The 20,656-nt window shown below is 37.8% G+C and carries 22 protein-coding genes and 1 pseudogene; 8 read left to right on the top strand and 15 right to left on the bottom strand.

All coding sequences use genetic code 11. From position 1 onward, the window contains the following. Positions 1-49: 49 nt before the first annotated feature. The 3 genes from V3224_RS16615 to V3224_RS16610 all read left to right on the top strand — a co-directional run bounded on the left by V3224_RS16615 (position 50) and on the right by V3224_RS16610 (position 2,047). Positions 50-748 carry a hypothetical protein gene (locus V3224_RS16615; protein WP_442890571.1) on the top strand — a complete coding sequence of 233 codons (699 nt, stop codon included), beginning with the start codon at positions 50-52 and terminating at the stop codon, positions 746-748. Beyond that, positions 729-1,613 (top strand): RHS repeat-associated core domain-containing protein, encoded by an 885-nt coding sequence (locus tag V3224_RS30135; protein WP_442890636.1) that lies wholly within the window; start codon positions 729-731, stop codon positions 1,611-1,613. The genes V3224_RS16615 and V3224_RS30135 overlap by 20 nt, the downstream gene beginning before the upstream one ends. 197 nt (positions 1,614-1,810) lie before the next feature. Continuing rightward, positions 1,811-2,047 carry a hypothetical protein gene (locus V3224_RS16610; RefSeq protein ID WP_334471824.1) on the top strand — a complete coding sequence of 79 codons (237 nt, stop codon included), beginning with the start codon at positions 1,811-1,813 and terminating at the stop codon, positions 2,045-2,047. Between the two features lie 292 nt (positions 2,048-2,339). Here V3224_RS16610 and mtgA read toward each other — a convergent pair whose 3' ends face one another. The 8 genes and pseudogenes from mtgA to zapE form a co-directional block, all read right to left on the bottom strand. Continuing rightward, positions 2,340-3,062: a monofunctional biosynthetic peptidoglycan transglycosylase gene (gene mtgA, locus V3224_RS16605; RefSeq protein ID WP_334471822.1), complete on the bottom strand. Its 723-nt coding sequence runs from the start codon at positions 3,060-3,062 to the stop codon at positions 2,340-2,342. Between the two features lie 2 nt (positions 3,063-3,064). Beyond that, a pseudogene (elbB, locus tag V3224_RS16600) lies at positions 3,065-3,720 on the bottom strand (isoprenoid biosynthesis glyoxalase ElbB). A gap of 239 nt (positions 3,721-3,959) precedes the next feature. Continuing rightward, positions 3,960-6,293 (bottom strand): aerobic respiration two-component sensor histidine kinase ArcB, encoded by a 2,334-nt coding sequence (gene arcB / locus V3224_RS16595; protein ID WP_334471820.1) that lies wholly within the window; start codon positions 6,291-6,293, stop codon positions 3,960-3,962. A 234-nt stretch (positions 6,294-6,527) separates the two neighbouring features. Beyond that, positions 6,528-7,025: a ClpXP protease specificity-enhancing factor gene (sspB, locus tag V3224_RS16590; RefSeq protein ID WP_334471819.1), complete on the bottom strand. Its 498-nt coding sequence runs from the start codon at positions 7,023-7,025 to the stop codon at positions 6,528-6,530. Between the two features lie 6 nt (positions 7,026-7,031). Further along, entirely contained in the window at positions 7,032-7,673 is a 642-nt protein-coding gene (sspA, locus tag V3224_RS16585) for a stringent starvation protein SspA (RefSeq protein ID WP_334471818.1), read from the bottom strand. Between the two features lie 396 nt (positions 7,674-8,069). Then, entirely contained in the window at positions 8,070-8,462 is a 393-nt protein-coding gene (gene rpsI, locus V3224_RS16580) for a 30S ribosomal protein S9 (protein WP_032115675.1), read from the bottom strand. Positions 8,463-8,480: 18 nt separating this feature from the next. Then, positions 8,481-8,909 (bottom strand): 50S ribosomal protein L13, encoded by a 429-nt coding sequence (gene rplM, locus V3224_RS16575; RefSeq protein ID WP_334471817.1) that lies wholly within the window; start codon positions 8,907-8,909, stop codon positions 8,481-8,483. Between the two features lie 249 nt (positions 8,910-9,158). Beyond that, the gene (zapE, locus tag V3224_RS16570; RefSeq protein WP_334471816.1) at positions 9,159-10,271 is read right to left on the bottom strand and encodes a cell division protein ZapE; all 1,113 of its coding nucleotides are present in this window, start codon (positions 10,269-10,271) and stop codon (positions 9,159-9,161) included. A gap of 422 nt (positions 10,272-10,693) precedes the next feature. Between zapE and zapG the strand changes: the two genes are divergently transcribed. From zapG to degS, 3 genes are all read left to right on the top strand, one after another. Then, entirely contained in the window at positions 10,694-11,098 is a 405-nt protein-coding gene (zapG, locus tag V3224_RS16565; protein WP_334471814.1) for a Z-ring associated protein ZapG, read from the top strand. A gap of 245 nt (positions 11,099-11,343) precedes the next feature. After that, positions 11,344-12,762 carry a Do family serine endopeptidase gene (locus V3224_RS16560; RefSeq protein WP_334472058.1) on the top strand — a complete coding sequence of 473 codons (1,419 nt, stop codon included), beginning with the start codon at positions 11,344-11,346 and terminating at the stop codon, positions 12,760-12,762. A gap of 100 nt (positions 12,763-12,862) precedes the next feature. Further along, positions 12,863-13,936 carry an outer membrane-stress sensor serine endopeptidase DegS gene (degS, locus tag V3224_RS16555; RefSeq protein WP_334471812.1) on the top strand — a complete coding sequence of 358 codons (1,074 nt, stop codon included), beginning with the start codon at positions 12,863-12,865 and terminating at the stop codon, positions 13,934-13,936. Between the two features lie 55 nt (positions 13,937-13,991). On the opposite strand, the gene murA is transcribed toward degS, so the two are convergent. The 7 genes from murA to mlaF form a co-directional block, all read right to left on the bottom strand. Continuing rightward, on the bottom strand, positions 13,992-15,257 hold the full coding sequence (gene murA / locus V3224_RS16550) for a UDP-N-acetylglucosamine 1-carboxyvinyltransferase (protein WP_334471811.1): 1,266 nt from the start codon (positions 15,255-15,257) through the stop codon (positions 13,992-13,994). A 51-nt stretch (positions 15,258-15,308) separates the two neighbouring features. Continuing rightward, on the bottom strand, positions 15,309-15,563 hold the full coding sequence (gene ibaG, locus V3224_RS16545; protein WP_032115713.1) for a BolA family iron metabolism protein IbaG: 255 nt from the start codon (positions 15,561-15,563) through the stop codon (positions 15,309-15,311). Positions 15,564-15,710: 147 nt separating this feature from the next. Beyond that, complete coding sequence (gene mlaB / locus V3224_RS16540; protein WP_245677264.1) at positions 15,711-15,986, bottom strand: lipid asymmetry maintenance protein MlaB; 276 nt, start codon at positions 15,984-15,986, stop codon at positions 15,711-15,713. 5 nt (positions 15,987-15,991) lie between these two features. Then, positions 15,992-16,624, bottom strand: a complete 633-nt coding sequence (gene mlaC / locus V3224_RS16535) for a phospholipid-binding protein MlaC (RefSeq protein WP_310511856.1) — start codon at positions 16,622-16,624, stop codon at positions 15,992-15,994. Positions 16,625-16,661: 37 nt separating this feature from the next. Further along, on the bottom strand, positions 16,662-17,195 hold the full coding sequence (gene mlaD, locus V3224_RS16530) for an outer membrane lipid asymmetry maintenance protein MlaD (RefSeq protein WP_290607040.1): 534 nt from the start codon (positions 17,193-17,195) through the stop codon (positions 16,662-16,664). Between the two features lie 3 nt (positions 17,196-17,198). Continuing rightward, positions 17,199-17,981: a lipid asymmetry maintenance ABC transporter permease subunit MlaE gene (gene mlaE, locus V3224_RS16525; protein ID WP_334472057.1), complete on the bottom strand. Its 783-nt coding sequence runs from the start codon at positions 17,979-17,981 to the stop codon at positions 17,199-17,201. A gap of 7 nt (positions 17,982-17,988) precedes the next feature. Continuing rightward, entirely contained in the window at positions 17,989-18,792 is an 804-nt protein-coding gene (gene mlaF, locus V3224_RS16520; protein ID WP_334471800.1) for a phospholipid ABC transporter ATP-binding protein MlaF, read from the bottom strand. A gap of 307 nt (positions 18,793-19,099) precedes the next feature. Between mlaF and kdsD the strand changes: the two genes are divergently transcribed. Then, complete coding sequence (gene kdsD, locus V3224_RS16515) at positions 19,100-20,068, top strand: arabinose-5-phosphate isomerase KdsD (RefSeq protein ID WP_442890564.1); 969 nt, start codon at positions 19,100-19,102, stop codon at positions 20,066-20,068. Positions 20,069-20,084: 16 nt separating this feature from the next. Then, positions 20,085-20,648 (top strand): 3-deoxy-manno-octulosonate-8-phosphatase KdsC, encoded by a 564-nt coding sequence (gene kdsC / locus V3224_RS16510; RefSeq protein ID WP_334471798.1) that lies wholly within the window; start codon positions 20,085-20,087, stop codon positions 20,646-20,648. Positions 20,649-20,656 lie beyond the last annotated feature (8 nt).

Below are 20,656 nucleotides of genomic sequence, written 5' to 3'. Positions count from 1 at the left end.
GGATCAATTTTGATTGATCGTATTTAGATAAAAAGTGGATCAGTTTTCGGTGATCGTTGACACCACTGGCCGTGAAATGGCTAACCTGCAACCACAAAGCTTCAAATTACCCTCTCCAATCATTCCTCTGCCTGCTGACAATAGTGTCTATACAAATTACATTCGACATTATATTTATGATATAGCGGGTAATTTGACCCAAATCCGCCATAGCGCCCCAGCTAGTAACAACAGCTATACAACCAATATCACCGTCTCAAACCGCAGTAATCGAGCTGTACTCAGCGATCTAACTACCGACCCACTACAAGTCGACGAACTATTTGATACCGGTGGTCACCAAACAGAATTACAGCCCGATCAGGCTGTTAGCTGGAATTTTCATGGAGAATTATTACAAGTCACACCGGTAAAACGTGAGCGACTAACTTCCGATAATGAAATCTATCGCTATGATGCCGGTGGCCAACGCGTAACTAAAACGACCATATCGCAAACTGCGCATAGCATCAATCAACAACAGGTTATTTATCTGACAGGCTTACAGTTACGTACCAAACAGATAAATGAAACCTTAACCGAAGATTTACATATCATAGCGATAGATGGTTTGGAGCAAGCTCTAGTGCAGGTTTTACATTGGCAAATGGGAAAACCAAACGGTATCGATAATAATCAATTACGCTACAGCTACCATAATCTAATAGGTAGTAGCTCTATAGAAATTGATGGGCAAGGGCAATATTAGTTTGGAAGAATATTATCCTTATGGTGGTACTGCGATATGGACAGCCAGAAACGAAGTAGAAGCAGATTATAAAATCTTTCGCTATTCCGGCAAAGAGCGTGATGCAACCGGCCTCTACTATTATGGTCATCGCTACTATCAACCCTGGATCGGACGATGGTTAAGTGCTGATCCAGCCGGTACCGTGGATGGCTTCAATCTATATCGAATGGTAAAAAATAATCCTATTATGTATAGCGATGAACGGGGTGAATCAAGTCGCAATCGCTTTCGCAACATATTTATCGTATCAACCTATTTAAGCCGGAGAGAGGGAGAACCAATAAGACGTTCATTAGCTAGAGGTATGAAAATCACCCGCGCAGTGATGGGTGGATTAGCGATAATAGCGATTGGATTAACGATAGCTGGAGCAGTAAGCGCTAGTGGCGGGATCCTAGTTGCAGTAGGTATTGGCTCATTTATTATTGGTGCGATTGCCGGCTGGAATTTGAACCAACTTTCCGGAGGCATAGCCAGTTTTTTCAGTAAACGCTTTCAGGGAAGATCAACGACCGAGAATATGGCGGCAGGAGCAACATTAAGTGCCGTAACTGCTCGACTTAATGGCGTCAGATTAACCAGTATCGGGATAGCTAGTGCGGTAGGAAGTCTTTCTGGGGCTGCCGGAGGATTAATCGGCAATTCTGATCGAGGCATGGGTGGTGCCCATGCAGCAGGCGTTGCTATTGGTACTGTCAATATCATTGGCGGTAAAGGAACCAGCCTGGCAATGGAAGTTTCTGCTGCCACATTTGGCGCCGCCAGTGGATTTATAACTGGCGTTAAGCATATGCCGCATACGGCAGCTATACTGGCGGAATAATAGGTCGTCACGCAGATAATATTAGCTCATATGCATTTAATTATGCTGGCGGAGCGATTGTCAGACACGGATCAGAAGCACTATTTGCTGCTTATGTTGGTAATAATTCCATTAGTCGATTTGTTGGCCGCAGTTTAGGAGATAAGATATTTTCATTTTTCTCACGTAAAATTTCAGTTGGCGGTCCAAATGAATGGATGGGAAGTGCAATTGGTTCAGCCACTATGGGGATTGGATCTGCGTTACAATTGACCATCACAAACCCTTATTTTCAGTATGTTGCTGGTAAATTCATTCAATTCTTAAACTGGTTAGGAGGCAATGCAATGAATTTAATGAAACGCTTTATTCTACCCAATGCGGCAAAAGCCTTAGCAATGGATGCTGTTCGCAGCACGGCTCAAAGAATGGTTCGAGGCGGTGTATCTTTCTAACTATTTTTTATAGTTAATAAAAAATTGCTAAAGACTGATGTCCTCCCTCTTCCGTGTATTGATTATACTTCTGGTTGATACACGGCAGGATAGATTTATCAACAAACTTCTATCTGACTGATTTCATTTTCAATCAAACGACTAGTATATTCAGAACTCTATTCAGTTAAAAATCAAATGATGATTAAAGTTATTATTTAGCAATCAAATATGAAGCTATTAACAGGACTGACATTTTCAGAATAAAATACTGAAAAAATAAAAATTTTATTACTATATTCTAATGAGCTATTCAGTCAGCAATGAAGCCATGTTTTTTCAGAAAATTCTTATCACCCAATTGCTGCATTTGCTTAAGTATCCACGCTTGACGAATTAATAAATCATTAGATGGTTTTTTTACTTGATAAGCTAACGGATTTGGTAAAACCTCAGCTAATCGTGCAGCTTCAACTGCATTTAATTGATTTACCTGCTTTTTAAAATAATATTTTGCTGCTTCTTCTACGCCAAAAATACCCTCACCGAACTCAGCAATATTCAAATAGATCGTCAAAATCCGCTTTTTAGACCACATAACTTCAATTACCGGCGTCATAATAGCTTCAACACCTTTACAAAGCGAGCTTATTCCATCCCATAACCAAAGATTTTTTACGACTTGTTGAGTTATAGTTGAAGCTCCTCTAGTAGGTTTTTTACTAGCCGAATTTTGGTTGATAGCACTTTCTATTGCCTGAAAATCAAATCCCCAATGATTTGGGAAATTTTGATCTTCCGCGGCAATCGCTGCAATTAACATGTTCGGTGAGATGGCATTAAGCTCAACCCAAGCGGAACGAGAAGTATAAGAAAAGTTTAATGATAACCAAGCGTTAATTTCTCTTTCTAGCATGACCATCGAAAACGGAACAGGCAAAAATTTGAAAATCAAAATCGTTATTAACCAACAAGAAAATAAGATTAATAATGCCCTTTTTAACCAATACCATAATAATAGTAAGTAAACTAACATAACTAACGACTTGCCAGTTCAATTACTTTTTTAACTAATTTATTAATTCCTTGCCATGCTTGATTTGGTGATGATGCCAACATATAAGCGGGTGTTGTTATTACTTTATTATCTTCATCAACCACAATATCATCAAAGGAACAAATAATATGTGTTCCTCCCATTTGTTCTATTTGGGCAATAGTTTTTTTATCATTGCCTATTGTTAACTTTACCGCTTTATTTAAAATTTTAGGTAACATAACAGGCGCAATACACATCAATCCCATGGGCTTACCTTGTTGGTGAATTTCGCGACAAAATGTTAATAAATCTTTATCTATTTCACAATCACTTCCTTTAATAGCAAAATTAGATAAATTTTTTGCCACCCCAAAACCACCAGGAATAATGACTGCACTAAATTTTTTTGCATCAGCAGATGATAAAGGTGCTATTTTCCCACGTGAAATACGTGAAGACTCTACCATTATGTTCCTTTTTTCTTGATTTGTTTCTTCATTTATATGATTAATAACATCTAGTTGCTCTCTATTAGGTGCAAAAAACATATTTCAACATCATTTTCACTCAAAGATAACATAGTAAGTACTGATTCATGAATTTCACTGCCATCAAATACACCACATCCGCTTAAAATTACTGCAATAGGTTTCATATTTGACTCCATTTGTAGTAGATTGTTACTAATTCATTTAATGTGATAACATGGAACTTGATCACAAATTTTAATGAATCTTGTAACAAAAACGATTATATTTGTTATGTTGATCGGCTGACAAAAAATAAAGGCTCCTATTTTACTCACCATCTACATTTATTCATATCATAATTGGTGAGTAAAAACGATTTCCCTGGTGTTGGCGCAATATTCGCGCACCCCAACTTCGGTTGGGGTTATTTTTTTTCAGCGCCGACTAACCATCGTTTCAAAACTTTAACATCTTTTTGCCAATCTACTTTTAATTCATCAAACCATTCCTGAATATTATCCCACCAGGCAGGTAAATCAGGAGATTGGAGCTGTTGAGCTAACTGCTGGAGATGGCGCAAACCAACTGCACCTGCTGCACCTTTAATTTTGTGGGCTTCTACAACAATCCCATTTCGGTCTTTGGCCACAATATTAGAATCCAATAAAGATAGGTATCCTGGCATCACATTTTCAAAGATCTTTATGCTCTCTTCAATCAATTTTGGTCCAACTAATTCGAAATATTGGTTGAGCATATTGATATCTAATACGTCATCATGATTGGCAAGTTGTTTTAGCGGAATGTTGAAGGATTTATTTTTAGAATCGGTCAAATATTTTTCAATAATCTTTATTAATGCACTTACCGACAGTGGTTTACTCAATACATCATCCATACCGGCAGCAAGATACTCTTTTTTGTCTTTCAATACATTAGCTGTTAATGCAATTAAAGGTGGAAGTTTATCATTAGCATAGATTTGATGAAACTGACGTGCAATATCGAGACCGGTCATATCAGGTAGTTGGATATCCAATAAAACCAAATCGTAACTACCAATTTTGAACATTTTTAGTGCTTCTTTTCCATTCATAGCAACATCAACGGTATGGCCTAATTTTTCTAATACAGATCGTGCGACGATGATATTTAATTCAATATCTTCCACTAAAAGAATATGCAACTTAGGTAGTAAAACAGCTTCTGGTGTTGGCGTTTCAACCGTTTTTACTACAATGGGCGCTATAACGGATACAGTGAAGCAAGAACCTACCCCTAATGTACTATCGACCTGTATATCTCCCCCCATGCTTTGCGCTAACCGTTTAGAAACAGCAAGACCAATTCCAGTACCCGTTTCTGGTCGGCCACCAGCACTACCCTTTACCTGATAGTACATGGCAAAAATTTTTTTTTGCTCCTCTTTTGGAATGCCAATACCGCTATCAATAACCTGAATAAAAAGTTGCTCATGTCCTTCATACCAAATACGAACCTTGATCTCACCCTGTTGAGTAAATCTGACGGCATTACCAATTAAATTCCATAGTATTTGCCGTAACCGTGTTGCATCAGTAATGATCTTGCTCGGTAAATTTTCTTTTACTTCTAAGATAAATTTTAAATCTTTAGGTTGTACTAAAAGCCCCGATAAATTTTCAAGATCAGAAATAAATTCATTAAAATCAATTTGTTGACTATCTAAACTAACCTTGCGGCGTTCAATCTTATCCATCTCAATAATATCATTGAAAATATTACCTAAAGTAATAGCGCTGACATGAATAGTTTTCAAATAATTTGTTTGTTCATCGGTTAATTCAGTATCGAGTAATATACGACTCAGTCCAACAATCCCATTAAGCGGCGTACGAAGCTCATGGCTGATGGTTGAAATAAACGTTGTCTTATCCCTACTGGCATTTTCTAACGCTTCCTGATAATGCTTACGCTCGGTAATATCGCGTCCAAACCCTACTAACCCATGGCGTTTTCCAACCCGATCATAAAACGGGACTTTACGTATTTCAAAGCATGCTTTCCGTCCATCGGGATATACCAACCATTGTTCATAGGTCAATGACACATTATGACGAAATACTTTTTCATCAGTTTCCTGCTCCTTTTCGGCAACTTCCTCACCATAAATTTCACGATAAGTTAGCCCAATAAGCTGCTTTTCACTGCGACCTGTCAATAATTCCATTGCTCGATTACAACAAGAAAAATCATTATTTTCATCACGATAATAAACAAGATCAGGTGATGCATCTAAAAATGATTGTAATAATATAGACTGCTGTTCAAACTCAAGTTGTGTCTGCTCTCGGCGCTTCATCTCTTTTTGCAATTTTTCTAATAATTCTAAATGCGCCTTTTGTATTTTTTCACGCTCTGCAATTTCCAAATTGAGCTGAGCAATATTTCCTTTAAGTTTGTCAGTAAGCTCGGCATCACGCTTACGCATAACTTCTAATTTATCAACCATGCCTGATAAACGACGACGAGACTCTTCAAGTTGTTCGACCACAACAGAAAGAAAATAGACCGCCCAAGGCGTAATAATCAATCCAAAAAAGATAGAGCGAACCAAATCAATATTATGAACATTGCCATATAATAAAATATCAACCGCGATCTGTAATACCATAGCTAATACGACAAGTGCTGTGGCTAATAGTAAGGAAAATCCAATTAAGCCAAGCTTCATCATTAAATCAACATAATATTGAGCAAGTCCTTTAAGCAGCTTCATACACACTCCGATACAAAAAATCAGCTTAAATCATAACTTATATAGATAAAAAACAGAGGGATCTAACATACATTATGAGGGATAATTTACATTTAGATTATTCATGAATAATGAATTAATTTATAAACGAAATTTTATAATTATCAGATAAATAAAAATTTAATAAACAAAAAATATAGATTTAAAAAAGAAAAAAGGGCAGTATTTGATACTCCCCCTCAATCATGAGATACCTTATTTTATAACACGTAGCGTCGGGCGTCCTTTCGGTGGCATCGGCGGCTCATCATCAGAAGATGAAATCGACGTTATTTCTTGCGCTTCGTTTGACAACTCAGTATCACTAACCAGTACTAAATTTTCACTTTGAGCAATAGAATTACCTGCACCATCCTCATATTCTGGTTCAGGTTCAGGTTCAAACATCATTCCTGCTCCATTTTCGCGCCCATAGATAGCAATAATAGCGCTCATAGGTACTTCAACATGGCGAGGAACGCCACCAAAACGGGCATTGAAGCTGACAATTTCATTAGTCAGTTCTAAATTACCGACAGCAGAAGGTGTAATATTTAAAATAATCTGTCCTTTATTCGCATATTCCATCGGTACATTTACGCCAAAAATATTAACATCCACAACTAAATGGGGTGTCATATTATTGTCGAGAAGCCATTCATAATGAGCCCTAAGAAGGTAAGGACGACGTGGCGACATTCCTAACAATTCCATAATAAATTAACCTGTGGTAGATAAAAGCATCTCACGCTCAGCTTCAGTTAATGAAGCAAGGAAAGAGTCTCGCCCAAATACACGTTCCATATAAGAACGAATGCCCTCTGTTTCTTTTCCTTTAGGGATGTCGATCTTCCAGTAAGGTAAACGCCATAAAAGGGGAGCTAAATAGCAATCAACTAGATTAAATTCTTCGCTCATAAAAAACGGTCTTTCTTTAAAAATTGGCGAGATTGCTATCAGTTCCTCCCTTAACTGCTTACGGGCAGCATCAGCTTGAGGATCCTTATTTTCAATCTTATACATCAAAGAATACCAATCCTTGTCTATCCGATGTATCATCAAACGACTATTACCACGAGCAACGGGATAAACAGGCATCAATGGTGGATGCGGAAAGCGTTCATCAAGATATTCCATAACAACACGGGAATCATACAATGTTAATTCTCTATCAACCAGCGTTGGTAGTGTTTGGTAAGGATTTAGATCAATCAAATCTTGAGGCAAATTACCCGCTTCAACATTCTCAATCTCAACGCTCACGCCCTTTTCTGCCAATACGATCCGCACTTGATGGCTAAATATGTCGGTCGGGCCGGAAAACAGTGTCATTACCGAACGTTTGTTGGCAGCGACAGCCATGAAAACCTCCAAGTTTTATTAAAAAAGAATAAACAGCCATAATATAATTAATCAGGCCATTCTTACATGTTTAAAATGCTGGTGAACCAATTTACTCGGTTAACAAACATTTGACCTTTATTTATTAAACTACAATTAATACATGTTATTTCCACCAAATCAGGTGAGAAATAGATAAGAAAATAATGGCCTATAGTCTATCAGATTTTGTTCAATATGGGGGAAAGTTTGACAAGATTTTATGATAAATGCACAAAATTAAAGCAATTTTTTATTGAAAAAATTTATAACAAAAAAAATTAAATTAATAATCGCAAGATAAGATAAATTTATAACATGCTAAAAACCCGCCTAAAGGCGGGCTTTTTATTACTAATTTGTTGTAAAAACAAGAAATTAACGTTTAGAGTATTGTGGACGACGACGTGCTTTACGCAGTCCCACTTTCTTACGCTCAACAGAACGCGCATCACGAGTAACAAACCCAGCTTTACGTAATTCTGAACGTAGTGTCTCGTCATATCCCATCAATGCACGTGTAATACCATGACGGATTGCACCTGCTTGACCAGAAATCCCACCACCTTTAACGGTAATGTATAGATCCAGTTTCTGCAACATATCAACCAATTCTAACGGTTGGCGAACAACCATTCGCGCCGTTTCGCGGCCAAAATATTCTTCTAAGCTGCGTTGATTGATAGTAATATTACCGCTACCTGACTTAATGAAGACACGTGCGGAAGAGCTTTTGCGGCGACCAGTGCCGTAGTATTGATTTTCAGCCATTGCCTATATCCATCCCGATTAAATGTCAAGAACTTGCGGCTGCTGTGCCGCGTGGTTGTGATCACTACCCGCATAAACTTTCATTTTACGGTACATCGCACGACCAAGAGGTCCTTTGGGTAGCATACCTTTAACCGCAATTTCAATTACACGCTCAGGGTGACGGGCAATCATTTCTTCGAAGGTCGCTTGCTTGATACCACCGATATAACCAGTATGGCGATAGTAGATTTTGTCTTCACGCTTATTACCAGTAACAGCAACTTTTTTTGCATTAACAACAATGATGTAATCACCAGTATCGACATGCGGAGTATATTCCGCTTTATGCTTGCCGCGCAAACGACGAGCAATTTCAGTTGCAAGACGGCCTAAAGTTTTTCCATCTGCATCAACAACGTACCAGCCGCGTTTTACGGTTTCTGGTTTAGCTGTAAAAGTTTTCATTAAAGCTTACCCATATATAAGTTACATGTTGGCGAACACTCATATTTTATAAAAATACTTCAGTATGTTCACGCTAATTTTTGTCCAGTAAATCCTACCCCTTCGAGTAGTCAAACTGACATTAATGCAAGATTTTTGAGAAATAAAAAACTTGCTGTAACGTGGGGTGGCAAGATTATAGAGAAATTTTTGCCAAAAATCGACCCAAAAATAAATTTCTCGTCAATTTATTGTATTATTACCCGCTAATCAAGCTATATGAGGTAATTTTAGGTATTCCTCACTCTGCATTTCTTGCAATCTTGATAAACAGCGTTGATATTCAAAACGTAACAAATGCCCTTGGTAAAGTTTATCCATTGCTACCTCAGCATTAATAATCAACTTAACTTTTCGTTCATAAAACTCATCAATCAGAGCGAGAAAACGCCTGGCTACATCTTCATGCAGTTCTGACATCAACAAAACATTATACAGTAGTACCGTATGATAATCTTTTGCTAAGACGATATAGTCATTTTGACTACGTGCATCTTCACATAATACCTTAAATTCAATCGATAAAATGCCTTCTGCGGTACAGATTGCCGGCATAGTACGATGATTAATCTCAAGAATAGGAAACCTAACTCCAGATTTGCCAGCTAATTTAATAAATATCTCATCCATACGATTGCAGTTCGCTTCATCAATTGGCGTAAGATAAAGACCCACTTGCTTCAAGGTACGTAAACGATAATCAATACCTGCATCAACATTGATAATGTCACAATTTTTTTTAATTTGTTCGATCGCAGGTAGAAAACGTGTTCGTTGCAATCCATTTCGATAGAGTTCATCTGGATGAATATTAGACGTTGCTATTAAGCAAATGCCTATGGCAAATAAAGCTTTCAATAACGTTGCCAAAATCATGGCATCAGTGATATCAGAGACAAAAAACTCATCAAAGCATAAAACATCGGTCTGTTTTTTAAATCTATCAGCAATAATTTCCAATGGATCTGGCTGACCTTGTAACTCAATCATTTCATTCTGCACTCGCCACATGAAACGATGAAAATGTAAGCGTAATTTTCTGCCATCCGGTAAACTCTGATAAAAGAGATCCATCAGCCAAGTTTTACCTCGGCCGACACCTCCCCACATATATAATCCCTGCACAGGCTCACGATTTGTATGAAGTTTCTTAGCAAATAATTGGCCAATTTTATTTTTCAATGATAACTGGGATGTTTTATTAAGCAACTGATGATGAATAATATCTAAACGTGCTATCGCCTTACTTTGCACCTCATCAAATTGATAATCACCGGTAGCCAAAAACTGTTGGTAAAGTTTAGTGGGAGTCAACAATGCCATCAACGTGATACTCCTTAAAAATGTCATAATTTAATTTGACCAATGAAACCAATCATAAACATTATATCGATAATCTTTACTACTTTAATACCGCAAAATACTATGAAATCATTAGCAATAACTTTTCCCACTTTCACTTATACACGAGTTTCGCACAGGCCTATAAAATTCTAGAAATGGCTTAAAAGTAATGATTAATCTGCAAGTTACTGAAATGCATAAATTCACTTAATTTACAATAAGTTATATTTAATTTATAAGGTTTTATCTATTTACATATTATGCTGAATTAAACTTAAAAATAGAGCGTTTTTTTATTGGTGCGAAACTCGTGTTATAGCCTTTTAACAGGTATAGTGACTGCTATACTGTGAATCTATTTCTATGAAAATAAATGTTGTTTTGTTAATGAAGGAGTCAACATGACTTGGGAATATGCACTAATCGGTCTAATTGTAGGTTTCATTATTGGTGCACTAGTAGTTCGCTTCGGCAATACCAAGCTACGCAACCAACAAGCTTTACAAGCTGAACTTGAAAAGAAAAACCATGAATTGGAAGAATATCGTAAAGAATTGGCCAGCCATTTTGCGCGTAATGCAGAGTTACTCGATAACATGGCGCAAGATTATCGTCAACTCTACCAGCATATGGCAAAAAGTTCTCATGAATTGATGCCTGATATGCCAATACAAAACAACCCGTTTAACTATCGTTTGACTCAATCAGAATCAGACAATGATCAAGCTCCGGGTAATTTACCACCTAAAGATTACTCTGAAGGTTCTTCTGGCTTATTTCGCACAATAAAAGAAAAAAGAAAGTAAATTAGGTTTGATATATTAATAAAATTGCATCTTTACCTAATTTTGATGATAGAGTATCCACCTGATAGAGTTATTTTGTTGTAAAAAATTAATATCATGTAAATACATGTAAAAAAACGATTACTACTATCTGTTGGCTGAACTTTTTTGCATAATTTAAAGTCTTAAACCTGCTGAGGCCTTTTCTATCACAGGATAGCAAACTACCTTAAATAAATTAGGTATGTAAGAGAATTGAATTCATGATGAAAAAAGAGAAACATTTTTTAACTATATTAGCTATGAGTATCAGTCTTTCACTCATAAGTATACCTGCAGTAAGTCATGCTGCATCAATGCCACCAATTGTTTTATCATCTGGTCAAGAATTACCTAGCCTAGCACCGATGCTAGAAAAAGCACTTCCTGCCGTAGTTAGTATTCGTGTATCTGGAACACGTGTTCAAAATCAACAGCTACCCGAAGAATTTAAATTCTTTTTTGGGCCCAATTTTCCCTCACACCAACAAAGTGTTCGCCCTTTTGAAGGATTAGGCTCCGGGGTTATTATTGATGCTGAAAAAGGTTATATCCTAACTAATAAGCATGTCATCGATAATGCTAATAGCATCCAAATTCAGCTTAATGATGGCAGAGAAATTGACGTTAAGCTTATCGGCCGTGATCCTCAAACAGATATCGCCCTATTACAAATCAAAGATTCAAATACAGCAAATCTGAAAAAATTGAACTTAGTGGCGATTAAAATAGCTGACTCCGATAAACTGCGAGTTGGTGATTTTGCTGTTGCTGTTGGTAACCCTTTCGGTTTAGGTCAAACAGCAACATCAGGCATTATTTCTGCATTGGGTCGTAGTGGTTTAAATGTAGAAGGTCTGGAAAATTTTATTCAAACTGACGCTTCTATTAATAGAGGTAACTCAGGTGGCGCATTAGTTAATCTCAATGGTGAACTAATTGGTATTAATACCGCTATTTTAGCGCCTGGTGGGGGTAATATTGGTATTGGCTTTGCCATTCCATCCAATATGGCTAAATCTCTTAGTGATCAAATTATCAAACATGGTGAAGTAAAACGTGGATTGCTAGGGATCAAAGGCACTGAAATGACTTCTGATGTAGCGAAAGCATTGAAGATTGATGTGCAAAAAGGGGCATTTGTCAGTGAAGTGATACCAAATTCTGCAGCAGCTAAAGCAGGCATTCAATCTGGTGATATTTTGGTTTCGATTAATAACAAATATGTCAATAGCTTCGCTGAATTGAGAGCTAAAATTGGCACTAGTGAAATCGGTAAGCAGATCACCATCGGTCTACTACGTAAAGGCAAGCCAATGGAAGTGAATGTTACCTTAGAAGATAGTGATTCTAGCAGTACGAAAGCCGAAATTTTAACCACGTCACTAATGGGAGCCACTTTAAGCAATAGTGCAATCAAAGGCACTAAAGGTGTTAAGGTCGATAGCGTTTCGTCTAATTCATCTGCAGCCATGCTTGGCCTGGCAAAAGGTGATCTTATTATTAGTGCCAACGAACAACGGATAGAAAATATTAATCAACTGCGTAAAATTATTGAAACTAAACCTACTGCTTTAGCATTAAATATTTTACGTGGTGATCAAAATATCTATTTATTACTTCGCGGTAATAATATATTCAATTAATCACCCAGCAAACAGGTACTGTTAACTATCGTACCTGTTTGTATTTATGGTATCCTGCTATTTTATTATCTCGTTTATCTTTTATTACAGAATACTTACTATGTTCATCAAGGTTTTTCGTGCCGCCATTGTAGGGCTTGTTATCGCTACTATTTTGCTAATGGCTATTCCATCTATACGCCCAAAAGGACTCACTGACCTCCTTGACGGTAAAAAAGATGAGCAACCAATTAGTTATAGTAAAGCGGTACGTAGAGCAGCACCGGCAGTTGTCTATGTTTATAGCAGCGGGACCGGTAGTTCTTCCCAAAATGGGCGCGAATTAACTGCATTAGGCTCCGGTGTCATTATGAGCAGTAACGGTTATATTATTACCAACAGACATGTCGTTAATAACGCAGATCAAATTCAGATTGCACTGCCTGATGGATTAATTTTTGACGCACTCATCGTTGGCTCAGATAGCTTAACAGACTTGGCTGTTTTAAAAATAGACGCCGAAAATCTTCCTGTGATTCCGATTAACCCACAACGTAAAGCGCGCGTTGGCAATATCGTGTTAGCCATCGGTAACCCCTATAATTTAGGACAAACAGTGACACAAGGAATTATTAGCGCCACTGGACGGGTAGGGCTAAGTCCTACCCGCCGACAGAATTTTCTACAAACCGATGCGTCTATTAATCATGGAAATTCAGGCGGAGCGCTAATTAATACTGAAGGTGAATTGATGGGAATTAATACACTCTCATTTGATCATTCAGAAAATGGTTTTACGCCTGAGGGATTAGGTTTTGCTATTCCAACAGAATTAGCAACTAAAATTATGGAAAAACTTATTCGTGATGGGCGAGTGATCCGCGGTTTTATCGGTATCACTGCGCGGGACTTACCCCGTATTCGCTCTAACAATAACGATATTAATCAAATTAAAGGGCTACGTATTTTTCAGGTCGCGGCAAATGGCCCGGCAGAAAATGCTGGTATTCAAGTCGGTGATATTATTATTTCTGTTAATGATCAACCGGTTATCTCGGCTGCGGAAACAATGGATCAAGTTGCTGAAATTAGTCCGGGCAGTATCGTCCCTGTCACACTACTGCGCAACGAAAAAACAATGACTGTCCACGTTAAAATTGAAGAGTACAATGAAGGTAAATCATTACTACAATAAGTAAGAATCAGCAGTCTAACAAAGCTACTGATTTTTACCTTAGTAAAATAGCAGGTTATATTTTCTTTGCAGTAATACGTTCTATATTGGCCCCTAAACTACGTAGCTTCTCTTCTATTTTCTCATATCCCCTATCGATATGATAAATCCGATCAACAGTCGTTTTTCCTTTCGCAATACATCCAGCAAGTACTAAACTAGCAGATGCCCGTAAATCGGTAGCCATGACTTGTGCACCCATAAGTTGTTCAACACCATGACAAACAACGGTATTTCCTTCTATTTCAGCATGGGCTCCCATACGAATTAACTCAGGGATATGCATAAAACGATTTTCAAAAATAGTTTCTGTTATTGTACTAACACCTTCAGCCACTAAATTAAGTAAGCTAAATTGTGCCTGCATATCGGTTGGAAAGCCTGGATGCGGTTCTGTTCTGATAGTCACTGCTTTTGGCCGCTTACCATGCATATCCAGCTGGATCCAATCCTCGCCAATTTCAATCTCTGCACCCGCCTCACGTAATTTAGCTAATACTGCATCCAATGTAGCTGGTTTAGTATTGCGACAGATTACTTTACCTCCAGAGATAGCAGCTGCAACCAGAAATGTACCTGTTTCAATCCGATCAGGTAAAATTCGATAAATACCACCACCTAAGCGCACAACTCCTTCAATAATAATGCTGTCTGTACCTGCACCCGTGATCTTTGCCCCTAATGAATTTAAAAAGTTGGCTGTGTCTTCAACTTCAGGTTCATGAGCTGCGTTTTCAATAACGGTTTTTCCCTCTGCCAGAGTTGCAGCCGTCATAATAGACACGGTGGCGCCGACACTAACTTTATCCATAACAATATTGGCGCCTTGCAAACGACCATCGACCGATGCTTTAACATAACCTTCATCTAAGGTAATTTTGGCACCAAGTTGTTCAAGCCCAGCAATATGTAAATCAACTGGACGCGCACCAATCGCACATCCTCCCGGTAAAGATACTTGGCCTTGACCGAAACGAGCCACTAATGGCGCCAAAGCCCAAATAGATGCACGCATCGTCTTGACTAATTCATAAGGAGCACAAAATTTATTAATACCACGTGCGTCAACAAAAATAGCGCCATTACGCTCAACTTTTGTACCTAACTGATTAAGTAATTCAATTGTTGTATCAATATCTTTTAGCTTTGGAACATTTTGTAATTCAACGGGTTCTTCTGCTAAAAGCGATGCAAACAATATCGGTAGTGCCGCATTTTTTGCACCAGAAATCGGGACCTCTCCCATTAAACGGGTTGGCCCCTTCAATCGAAACTTGTCCATCTAGAAATTCTCTATGAGTAATATTTATATTATTAATGCAAAAGTATAGTCTTAAAAACCATTAAGCTTACGATCTCTTTTCCATTCCGCGGGGGTATAAGCTTTAATTGATAATGCATGGATCCGATTATCTGCAATATATTCCATTAGTGGTGCATAAATCACTTGCTGCTGCTTAACCCGACTCATACCGTCAAACATTTCACCAACAGCAATTATTTGAAAATGACTACCTTCGCCATTGACAATCACTTCATCAAGTTTCAATTGTTCTATTAATACTTGCTTTATTTCATTTGTATCCATAATTAAACTCAATTCTAACATTAAAAGACAATCCATCTATCCTAATCGATCTATCATCTGCTGCAAATCAAACAAAACGCCCTTGGCATAAAAATGCACAAGAGCGTTTGCTTTATATATAAACTATTTTTAAAATTTATGACCCAATTAGTTCATAAAATCCTCAAGTTTATAAAGCCTAATAAGGGTCTTAAAACGCTCACTAATACCTTCAAATACCCATTTATTCTCTGACTGCTGTTCTGATTTTAACCTAATAAACATAGCGAGTCCGGTAGAATCGATATGAGATAACTGGGAAACATTAATCGCATTAATACCTTTTAGCAACTGATTTCTCTGTTGCCAAAAAGCGGGTAGAGTATCACGATCAAGCTCACCGGTTAAAATCAACATTTGACCTTTCTGCTCCCAAGTCAACATGGGTATCATGATTTTTTATTTTCCAGCGTAATGGGATTTTTTGCACTATTGAGCAACACTTGTGTCAAACCGTCAATACCTTTAGTACGTAAAATATTAGCCCATTCGTTTTGTTTAGTTGTAATTAAACTAACACCTTCAGTAATCATATCATAAGCCTGCCAATAGCCAGTTTTGCTATTTTTACGCCATTGAAAATCAAGACGTACAGGTGGTCGGCCCTGCGGATCGGTAATTGTTACCCGAATAGCAACCACATTCCTATCACCCAGCGGTTGTTCAGGCGCAATCTGATATTGTTGCCCATGATACATTGCCAAGGCTTGCCCATAAGCTTGTTCCAAATAGGCTTCAATCGCCTGAAAATAAGCATCCCGTTGTGACGGGGTTGCACTACTATAATAAGATCCTAAGACTAATGCTCCTGCATACTTAATTTGTACATAAGGCATAAGTTCTTCACGAACAACCCTGCGTAAGTAATCTGGATTTTGCCGGATCATAGGCTGCTCATTTTTTAAGCGAGTAAAGGTTTTAGCAGCGGCTTCTTGCATCAGTTTATATGGGTTGGTTTGATCTATCGCCATCGCAAACGGAGCAACCACTAACAAAGCCACTATTAAGAAACGTTTAAACATAAAATAGGTTCCTTTTCTTATCATATTAGATTGTTGATCATGGTGTCGTGGAAGATTTTTCGTTATTTCCGGAAACTGAGCTTGCTCTATTCGAACGATTAGGATCGCCACTTCTATATAAGAATTGCCCAATTAAATCTTCCAATATTATGGCCGGTTTAGTATCTTCGATGCGTCCACCGTCCTTAAGAAAGGTAATTCCCATATCCGGATCATAAAAACCCACATTAAGTGCTAAAAACTGCTCACCTAATAATCCCGCAGTAAGTATCGACAATGAGCTGTTATCAGGAATATTATCATATTGACTAAAAATCGCTAAGGTAACCCGTGGCGTATAAGTTTTCTTATCTAACATAATATCGACTATTCGGCCAACCACCACACCACCTATTTTTACCGGCGAGTTTACTTTCAATCCGCCTACATTGGTAAAAGAAGCAGTAACTTTATAAGTTGGTTGATTACCAAATGATTTAATATCTGCAACTTTTAAACATAAAAAGACAATTGCAGCTAATGCAATCAAAACAAATAGTCCAACTAGAATTTCACTTTTCTTACTTTGCATGAATTAATTCCCAAACATCAGTGCAGTAAGCACAAAATCTAAACCCAACATAGCTAATGAAGAATGAACAACGGTTCTGGTTGTTGCACGACTTATCCCTTCCGATGTTGGGATGGCATCATAACCATTAAATAAAGCTATCCAGCTGACTGTAAAAGCGAATACCACACTTTTAATAAAACAGTTGAGAATATCCTTTTTCCACTCAATAGCAGATTGCATCGATGACCAAAAAAAGCCTTCATCAATTCCTTTCCAATCAACACCGACTAGCGCACCACCTAATATGCCTACGGCGACAAAAATTAATGCCAGTAATGGCATACTGATCAGTCCGGCCCAAAAACGTGGCGCAATAACTCGACGTAATGGATCAACCGCCATCATTTCCAAACTAGAGATCTGCTCTGTTGCTTTCATCAACCCTATTTCTGCCGTTAATGCAGAACCTGCTCTGCCAGCAAATAAAAGTGCGGTCACCACTGGTCCTAGTTCCCTTAATAGAGAAAGAGCGACCATCATGCCAAGACTGGATTCAGCACTAAACATGGTCAAGACTAAATATCCTTGTAAACCAAGTACCATGCCAATGAATAATCCCGATACAGCAATAATTAATAAAGATAAGACTCCTACATTGTAGAGCTGTTTTATTAATAATGGCCATTGTTTTGCAAATTCAGGTTTGCCAAATAAGGCCCGACATAACAAATAGCCAGCACGACCAAATGTCGCCACTATAGCTAGTGAACGATGGCCTAATGCGGCTAATGTATCAATTAGTATCATCCCATCACCCTAATAAATCTGCTGCATAATTTCCTGCCGGAAACTTAAATGGTATCGGACCATCTGCTATACCATCAAGAAACTGCCTAACCCGCGCATCCTTATTTTGTTGCAATTCTTTCGCTGTGCCTTCAGCAATAACATGTTGCTCCGCAACAATATAAGCTTTATCCGCTATGCTCAACACTTCTGGCACGTCGTGAGAAACAATAACACAAGTAATACCTAATGCATGATTAAGTTCATCAATAAGTTTAACCAAAACTCCCATGGTTATCGGATCTTGCCCAACAAAAGGTTCATCAAATAGAATTAATTGTGGATCAAGGGCAATAGCGCGTGCCAATGCTGCTCGTCGCGCCATACCACCTGATAGTTCAGCTGGCATAAGATTAGCCGCACCTCTCAACCCGACTGCTTCTAGTTTCATCATGACCACTGTTCGAATAATTTCTGCTGCTAAAACAGTATGTTCACGTAAAGGGAAAGCAACATTGTCAAAAACATTCATATCAGTAAACAAGGCACCTGACTGAAACAACATACTCATTTTCTTGCGAGCAGCATAAAGTTCCGCGCGTGATAGTGTTGGAATATTAACACCATCAAACCAAATTTCTCCCTTATCTGGCTGTAATTGTCCACCAATCAAACGTAGCAACGTTGTTTTTCCAATACCTGATAGCCCCATGATTGCCGTAATTTTTCCCCTGGGGATCGTCAAGCTCATATCGGTAAAAATCAGCCGTTGACCCCGAATAAAAGACATATCTTTGATTTCTATGATATTATCTACAGACTTCTTCATGACGATAATAGCCTTTCTGTCTAATTATCATTTAAGTATATTTACTCAGTATGGAACATATTATCTAAAAACTAGCATATATTCGCTATCAATATTATTGCCAATTTTACTTTTGTTCATTACATCGTCACAATAAACAAATTTTCAAATGTCATCATAGTGAAAAATGCTATTTTTTCTAATAATACAACGTACGTATAATATATTGATGACAGTAATACAAAGCGAGTGATATGAAAAAACGAGTCTTACTAAACATCTATTAACCCATATAATTAAATTAGTTATATCAAATTGGGGAATAAAAATGTCTGAACTTGATTTTCAAAAAACAGCGAAGAAGGTATTGGAGATTGAACGTAGCGGGCTTGCCAATTTGGAGCAATATATCAATGATGATTTTAACCAAGCTTGTGAACTGATTTTCAAATGTACTGGCAAAGTCGTTGTTATGGGGATGGGTAAATCAGGCCATATTGGCCGCAAAATTGCAGCCACATTAGCCAGTACAGGAACACCGGCTTTTTTTGTCCATCCAGGAGAAGCTAGTCATGGTGATTTAGGCATGATTAGTCGTCAAGATATTGTTCTGGCTATTTCTAATTCCGGTGAGTCAAATGAAATATTAGCACTCATTCCAGTGTTAAAACTCCAACACATTGCGTTAATTTGTATGACAAAAAATCCTGCTAGTAGCATGGGAAAAGCGGCAGATTTTCACCTTTGTATCAAAGTACCGCAGGAAGCTTGTCCATTAGGTCTAGCGCCAACAACAAGCACAACCGCGATGTTAGTTATGGGAGATGCTATTGCGGTCGCTTTACTTGAAGCGCGGGGTTTTACTGCTGAAGATTTTGCACTTTCTCATCCAGGTGGCACATTGGGCCGCAAACTTTTATTAAGAGTGAGTGACCTAATGCATACTGGGAAAAATATTCCAAATGTCATGAAACAGGCAACATTACAGCAAGCATTAGTGGAAATTACTCGCAAAAAACTAGGTATGGTTGTGATTTGTAATGAAGAAATGCAAATTGAAGGTATTTTTACCGATGGTGACTTACGACGCGTCTTTGCAATGAATATTGACTTAAATAATGCCAAAATTACCGATGTAATGACAGCCGGTGGTATTAGGGTAAAACCCGATATGCTAGCGATTGACGCCTTAAATTTGATGCAACACCACCATATTACTTCCTTACTGGTGGCAAAAGCAGATACACTTATTGGTGTTATTCATCTGCATGATCTTTTGCAAGCTGGCATCATATAATTATTGGAAATAATACATGAATAATGATAATAAAATCACAACCTGTTATGGCCCAATAGACCAACATATCGTTGAAAAAGCACGTCTTATAAAATTACTAATTTGTGATGTTGATGGTGTCATGACAGATGGCTTAATTTATATGGGAAATAATGGAGAAGAACTAAAAGCATTCAATGTAAAAGATGGTTATGGTATCCGTTGTTTACTGACCTCTGCAATTGAAGTTGCCATTATTACTGGTCGTAAAGCTAAATTATTGGAAGATCGTGCCAAAACACTCGGTATTAATTATCTTTACCAAGGGCAAAGTGAAAAAAAATTAGCTTATAATGATCTGATAACCCGATTAAAACTCCAACCTCAACAGATTGCTTATATTGGTGATGATTTAATTGACTGGCCTGTCATGTCGCAGATAGGACTTTCGGTTGCTGTAGCTGACGCGCATCCAATGTTGTTAAGTAAAGCGCATTATGTTACATATCAAGCAGGCGGCAAAGGTGCGATACGTGAAATTTGTGATCTGATCCTGCTTGCTCAAGATAAGATAGAAAATGCCCACGGTTTATCAATATAGGCAAAAAT

It is taken from the genome of Arsenophonus sp. PmNCSU2021_1 (assembly GCF_036919435.1).
In the GTDB taxonomy this organism is placed as follows: Bacteria; Pseudomonadota; Gammaproteobacteria; order Enterobacterales; family Enterobacteriaceae; genus Arsenophonus; species Arsenophonus nilaparvatae.
Note: the sequence above shows the minus strand (reverse complement) of the source record. Positions and strands in the feature narration are given on the sequence as shown.

Bases quoted from the DNA above. Each gene is read 5' to 3' on its own strand.
- V3224_RS30135 (WP_442890636.1), top strand. From the start codon at position 729: ATGGGCAAGGGCAATATTAGTTTGGAAGAATATTATCCTTATGGTGGT.
- V3224_RS16610 (WP_334471824.1), top strand. From the start codon at position 1,811: ATGGGAAGTGCAATTGGTTCAGCCACTATGGGGATTGGATCTGCGTTA.
- mtgA (WP_334471822.1), bottom strand. From the start codon at position 3,062: ATGTTAGTTTACTTACTATTATTATGGTATTGGTTAAAAAGGGCATTA.
- arcB (WP_334471820.1), bottom strand. From the start codon at position 6,293: ATGAAGCTGCTTAAAGGACTTGCTCAATATTATGTTGATTTAATGATG.
- sspB (WP_334471819.1), bottom strand. From the start codon at position 7,025: ATGGAATTGTTAGGAATGTCGCCACGTCGTCCTTACCTTCTTAGGGCT.
- sspA (WP_334471818.1), bottom strand. From the start codon at position 7,673: ATGGCTGTCGCTGCCAACAAACGTTCGGTAATGACACTGTTTTCCGGC.
- rpsI (WP_032115675.1), bottom strand. From the start codon at position 8,462: ATGGCTGAAAATCAATACTACGGCACTGGTCGCCGCAAAAGCTCTTCC.
- rplM (WP_334471817.1), bottom strand. From the start codon at position 8,909: ATGAAAACTTTTACAGCTAAACCAGAAACCGTAAAACGCGGCTGGTAC.
- zapE (WP_334471816.1), bottom strand. From the start codon at position 10,271: ATGGCATTGTTGACTCCCACTAAACTTTACCAACAGTTTTTGGCTACC.
- zapG (WP_334471814.1), top strand. From the start codon at position 10,694: ATGACTTGGGAATATGCACTAATCGGTCTAATTGTAGGTTTCATTATT.
- V3224_RS16560 (WP_334472058.1), top strand. From the start codon at position 11,344: ATGAAAAAAGAGAAACATTTTTTAACTATATTAGCTATGAGTATCAGT.
- degS (WP_334471812.1), top strand. From the start codon at position 12,863: ATGTTCATCAAGGTTTTTCGTGCCGCCATTGTAGGGCTTGTTATCGCT.
- murA (WP_334471811.1), bottom strand. From the start codon at position 15,257: ATGGACAAGTTTCGATTGAAGGGGCCAACCCGTTTAATGGGAGAGGTC.
- ibaG (WP_032115713.1), bottom strand. From the start codon at position 15,563: ATGGATACAAATGAAATAAAGCAAGTATTAATAGAACAATTGAAACTT.
- mlaB (WP_245677264.1), bottom strand. From the start codon at position 15,986: ATGTTGACTTGGGAGCAGAAAGGTCAAATGTTGATTTTAACCGGTGAG.
- mlaC (WP_310511856.1), bottom strand. From the start codon at position 16,624: ATGTTTAAACGTTTCTTAATAGTGGCTTTGTTAGTGGTTGCTCCGTTT.
- mlaD (WP_290607040.1), bottom strand. From the start codon at position 17,195: ATGCAAAGTAAGAAAAGTGAAATTCTAGTTGGACTATTTGTTTTGATT.
- mlaF (WP_334471800.1), bottom strand. From the start codon at position 18,792: ATGAAGAAGTCTGTAGATAATATCATAGAAATCAAAGATATGTCTTTT.
- kdsD (WP_442890564.1), top strand. From the start codon at position 19,100: ATGTCTGAACTTGATTTTCAAAAAACAGCGAAGAAGGTATTGGAGATT.
- kdsC (WP_334471798.1), top strand. From the start codon at position 20,085: ATGAATAATGATAATAAAATCACAACCTGTTATGGCCCAATAGACCAA.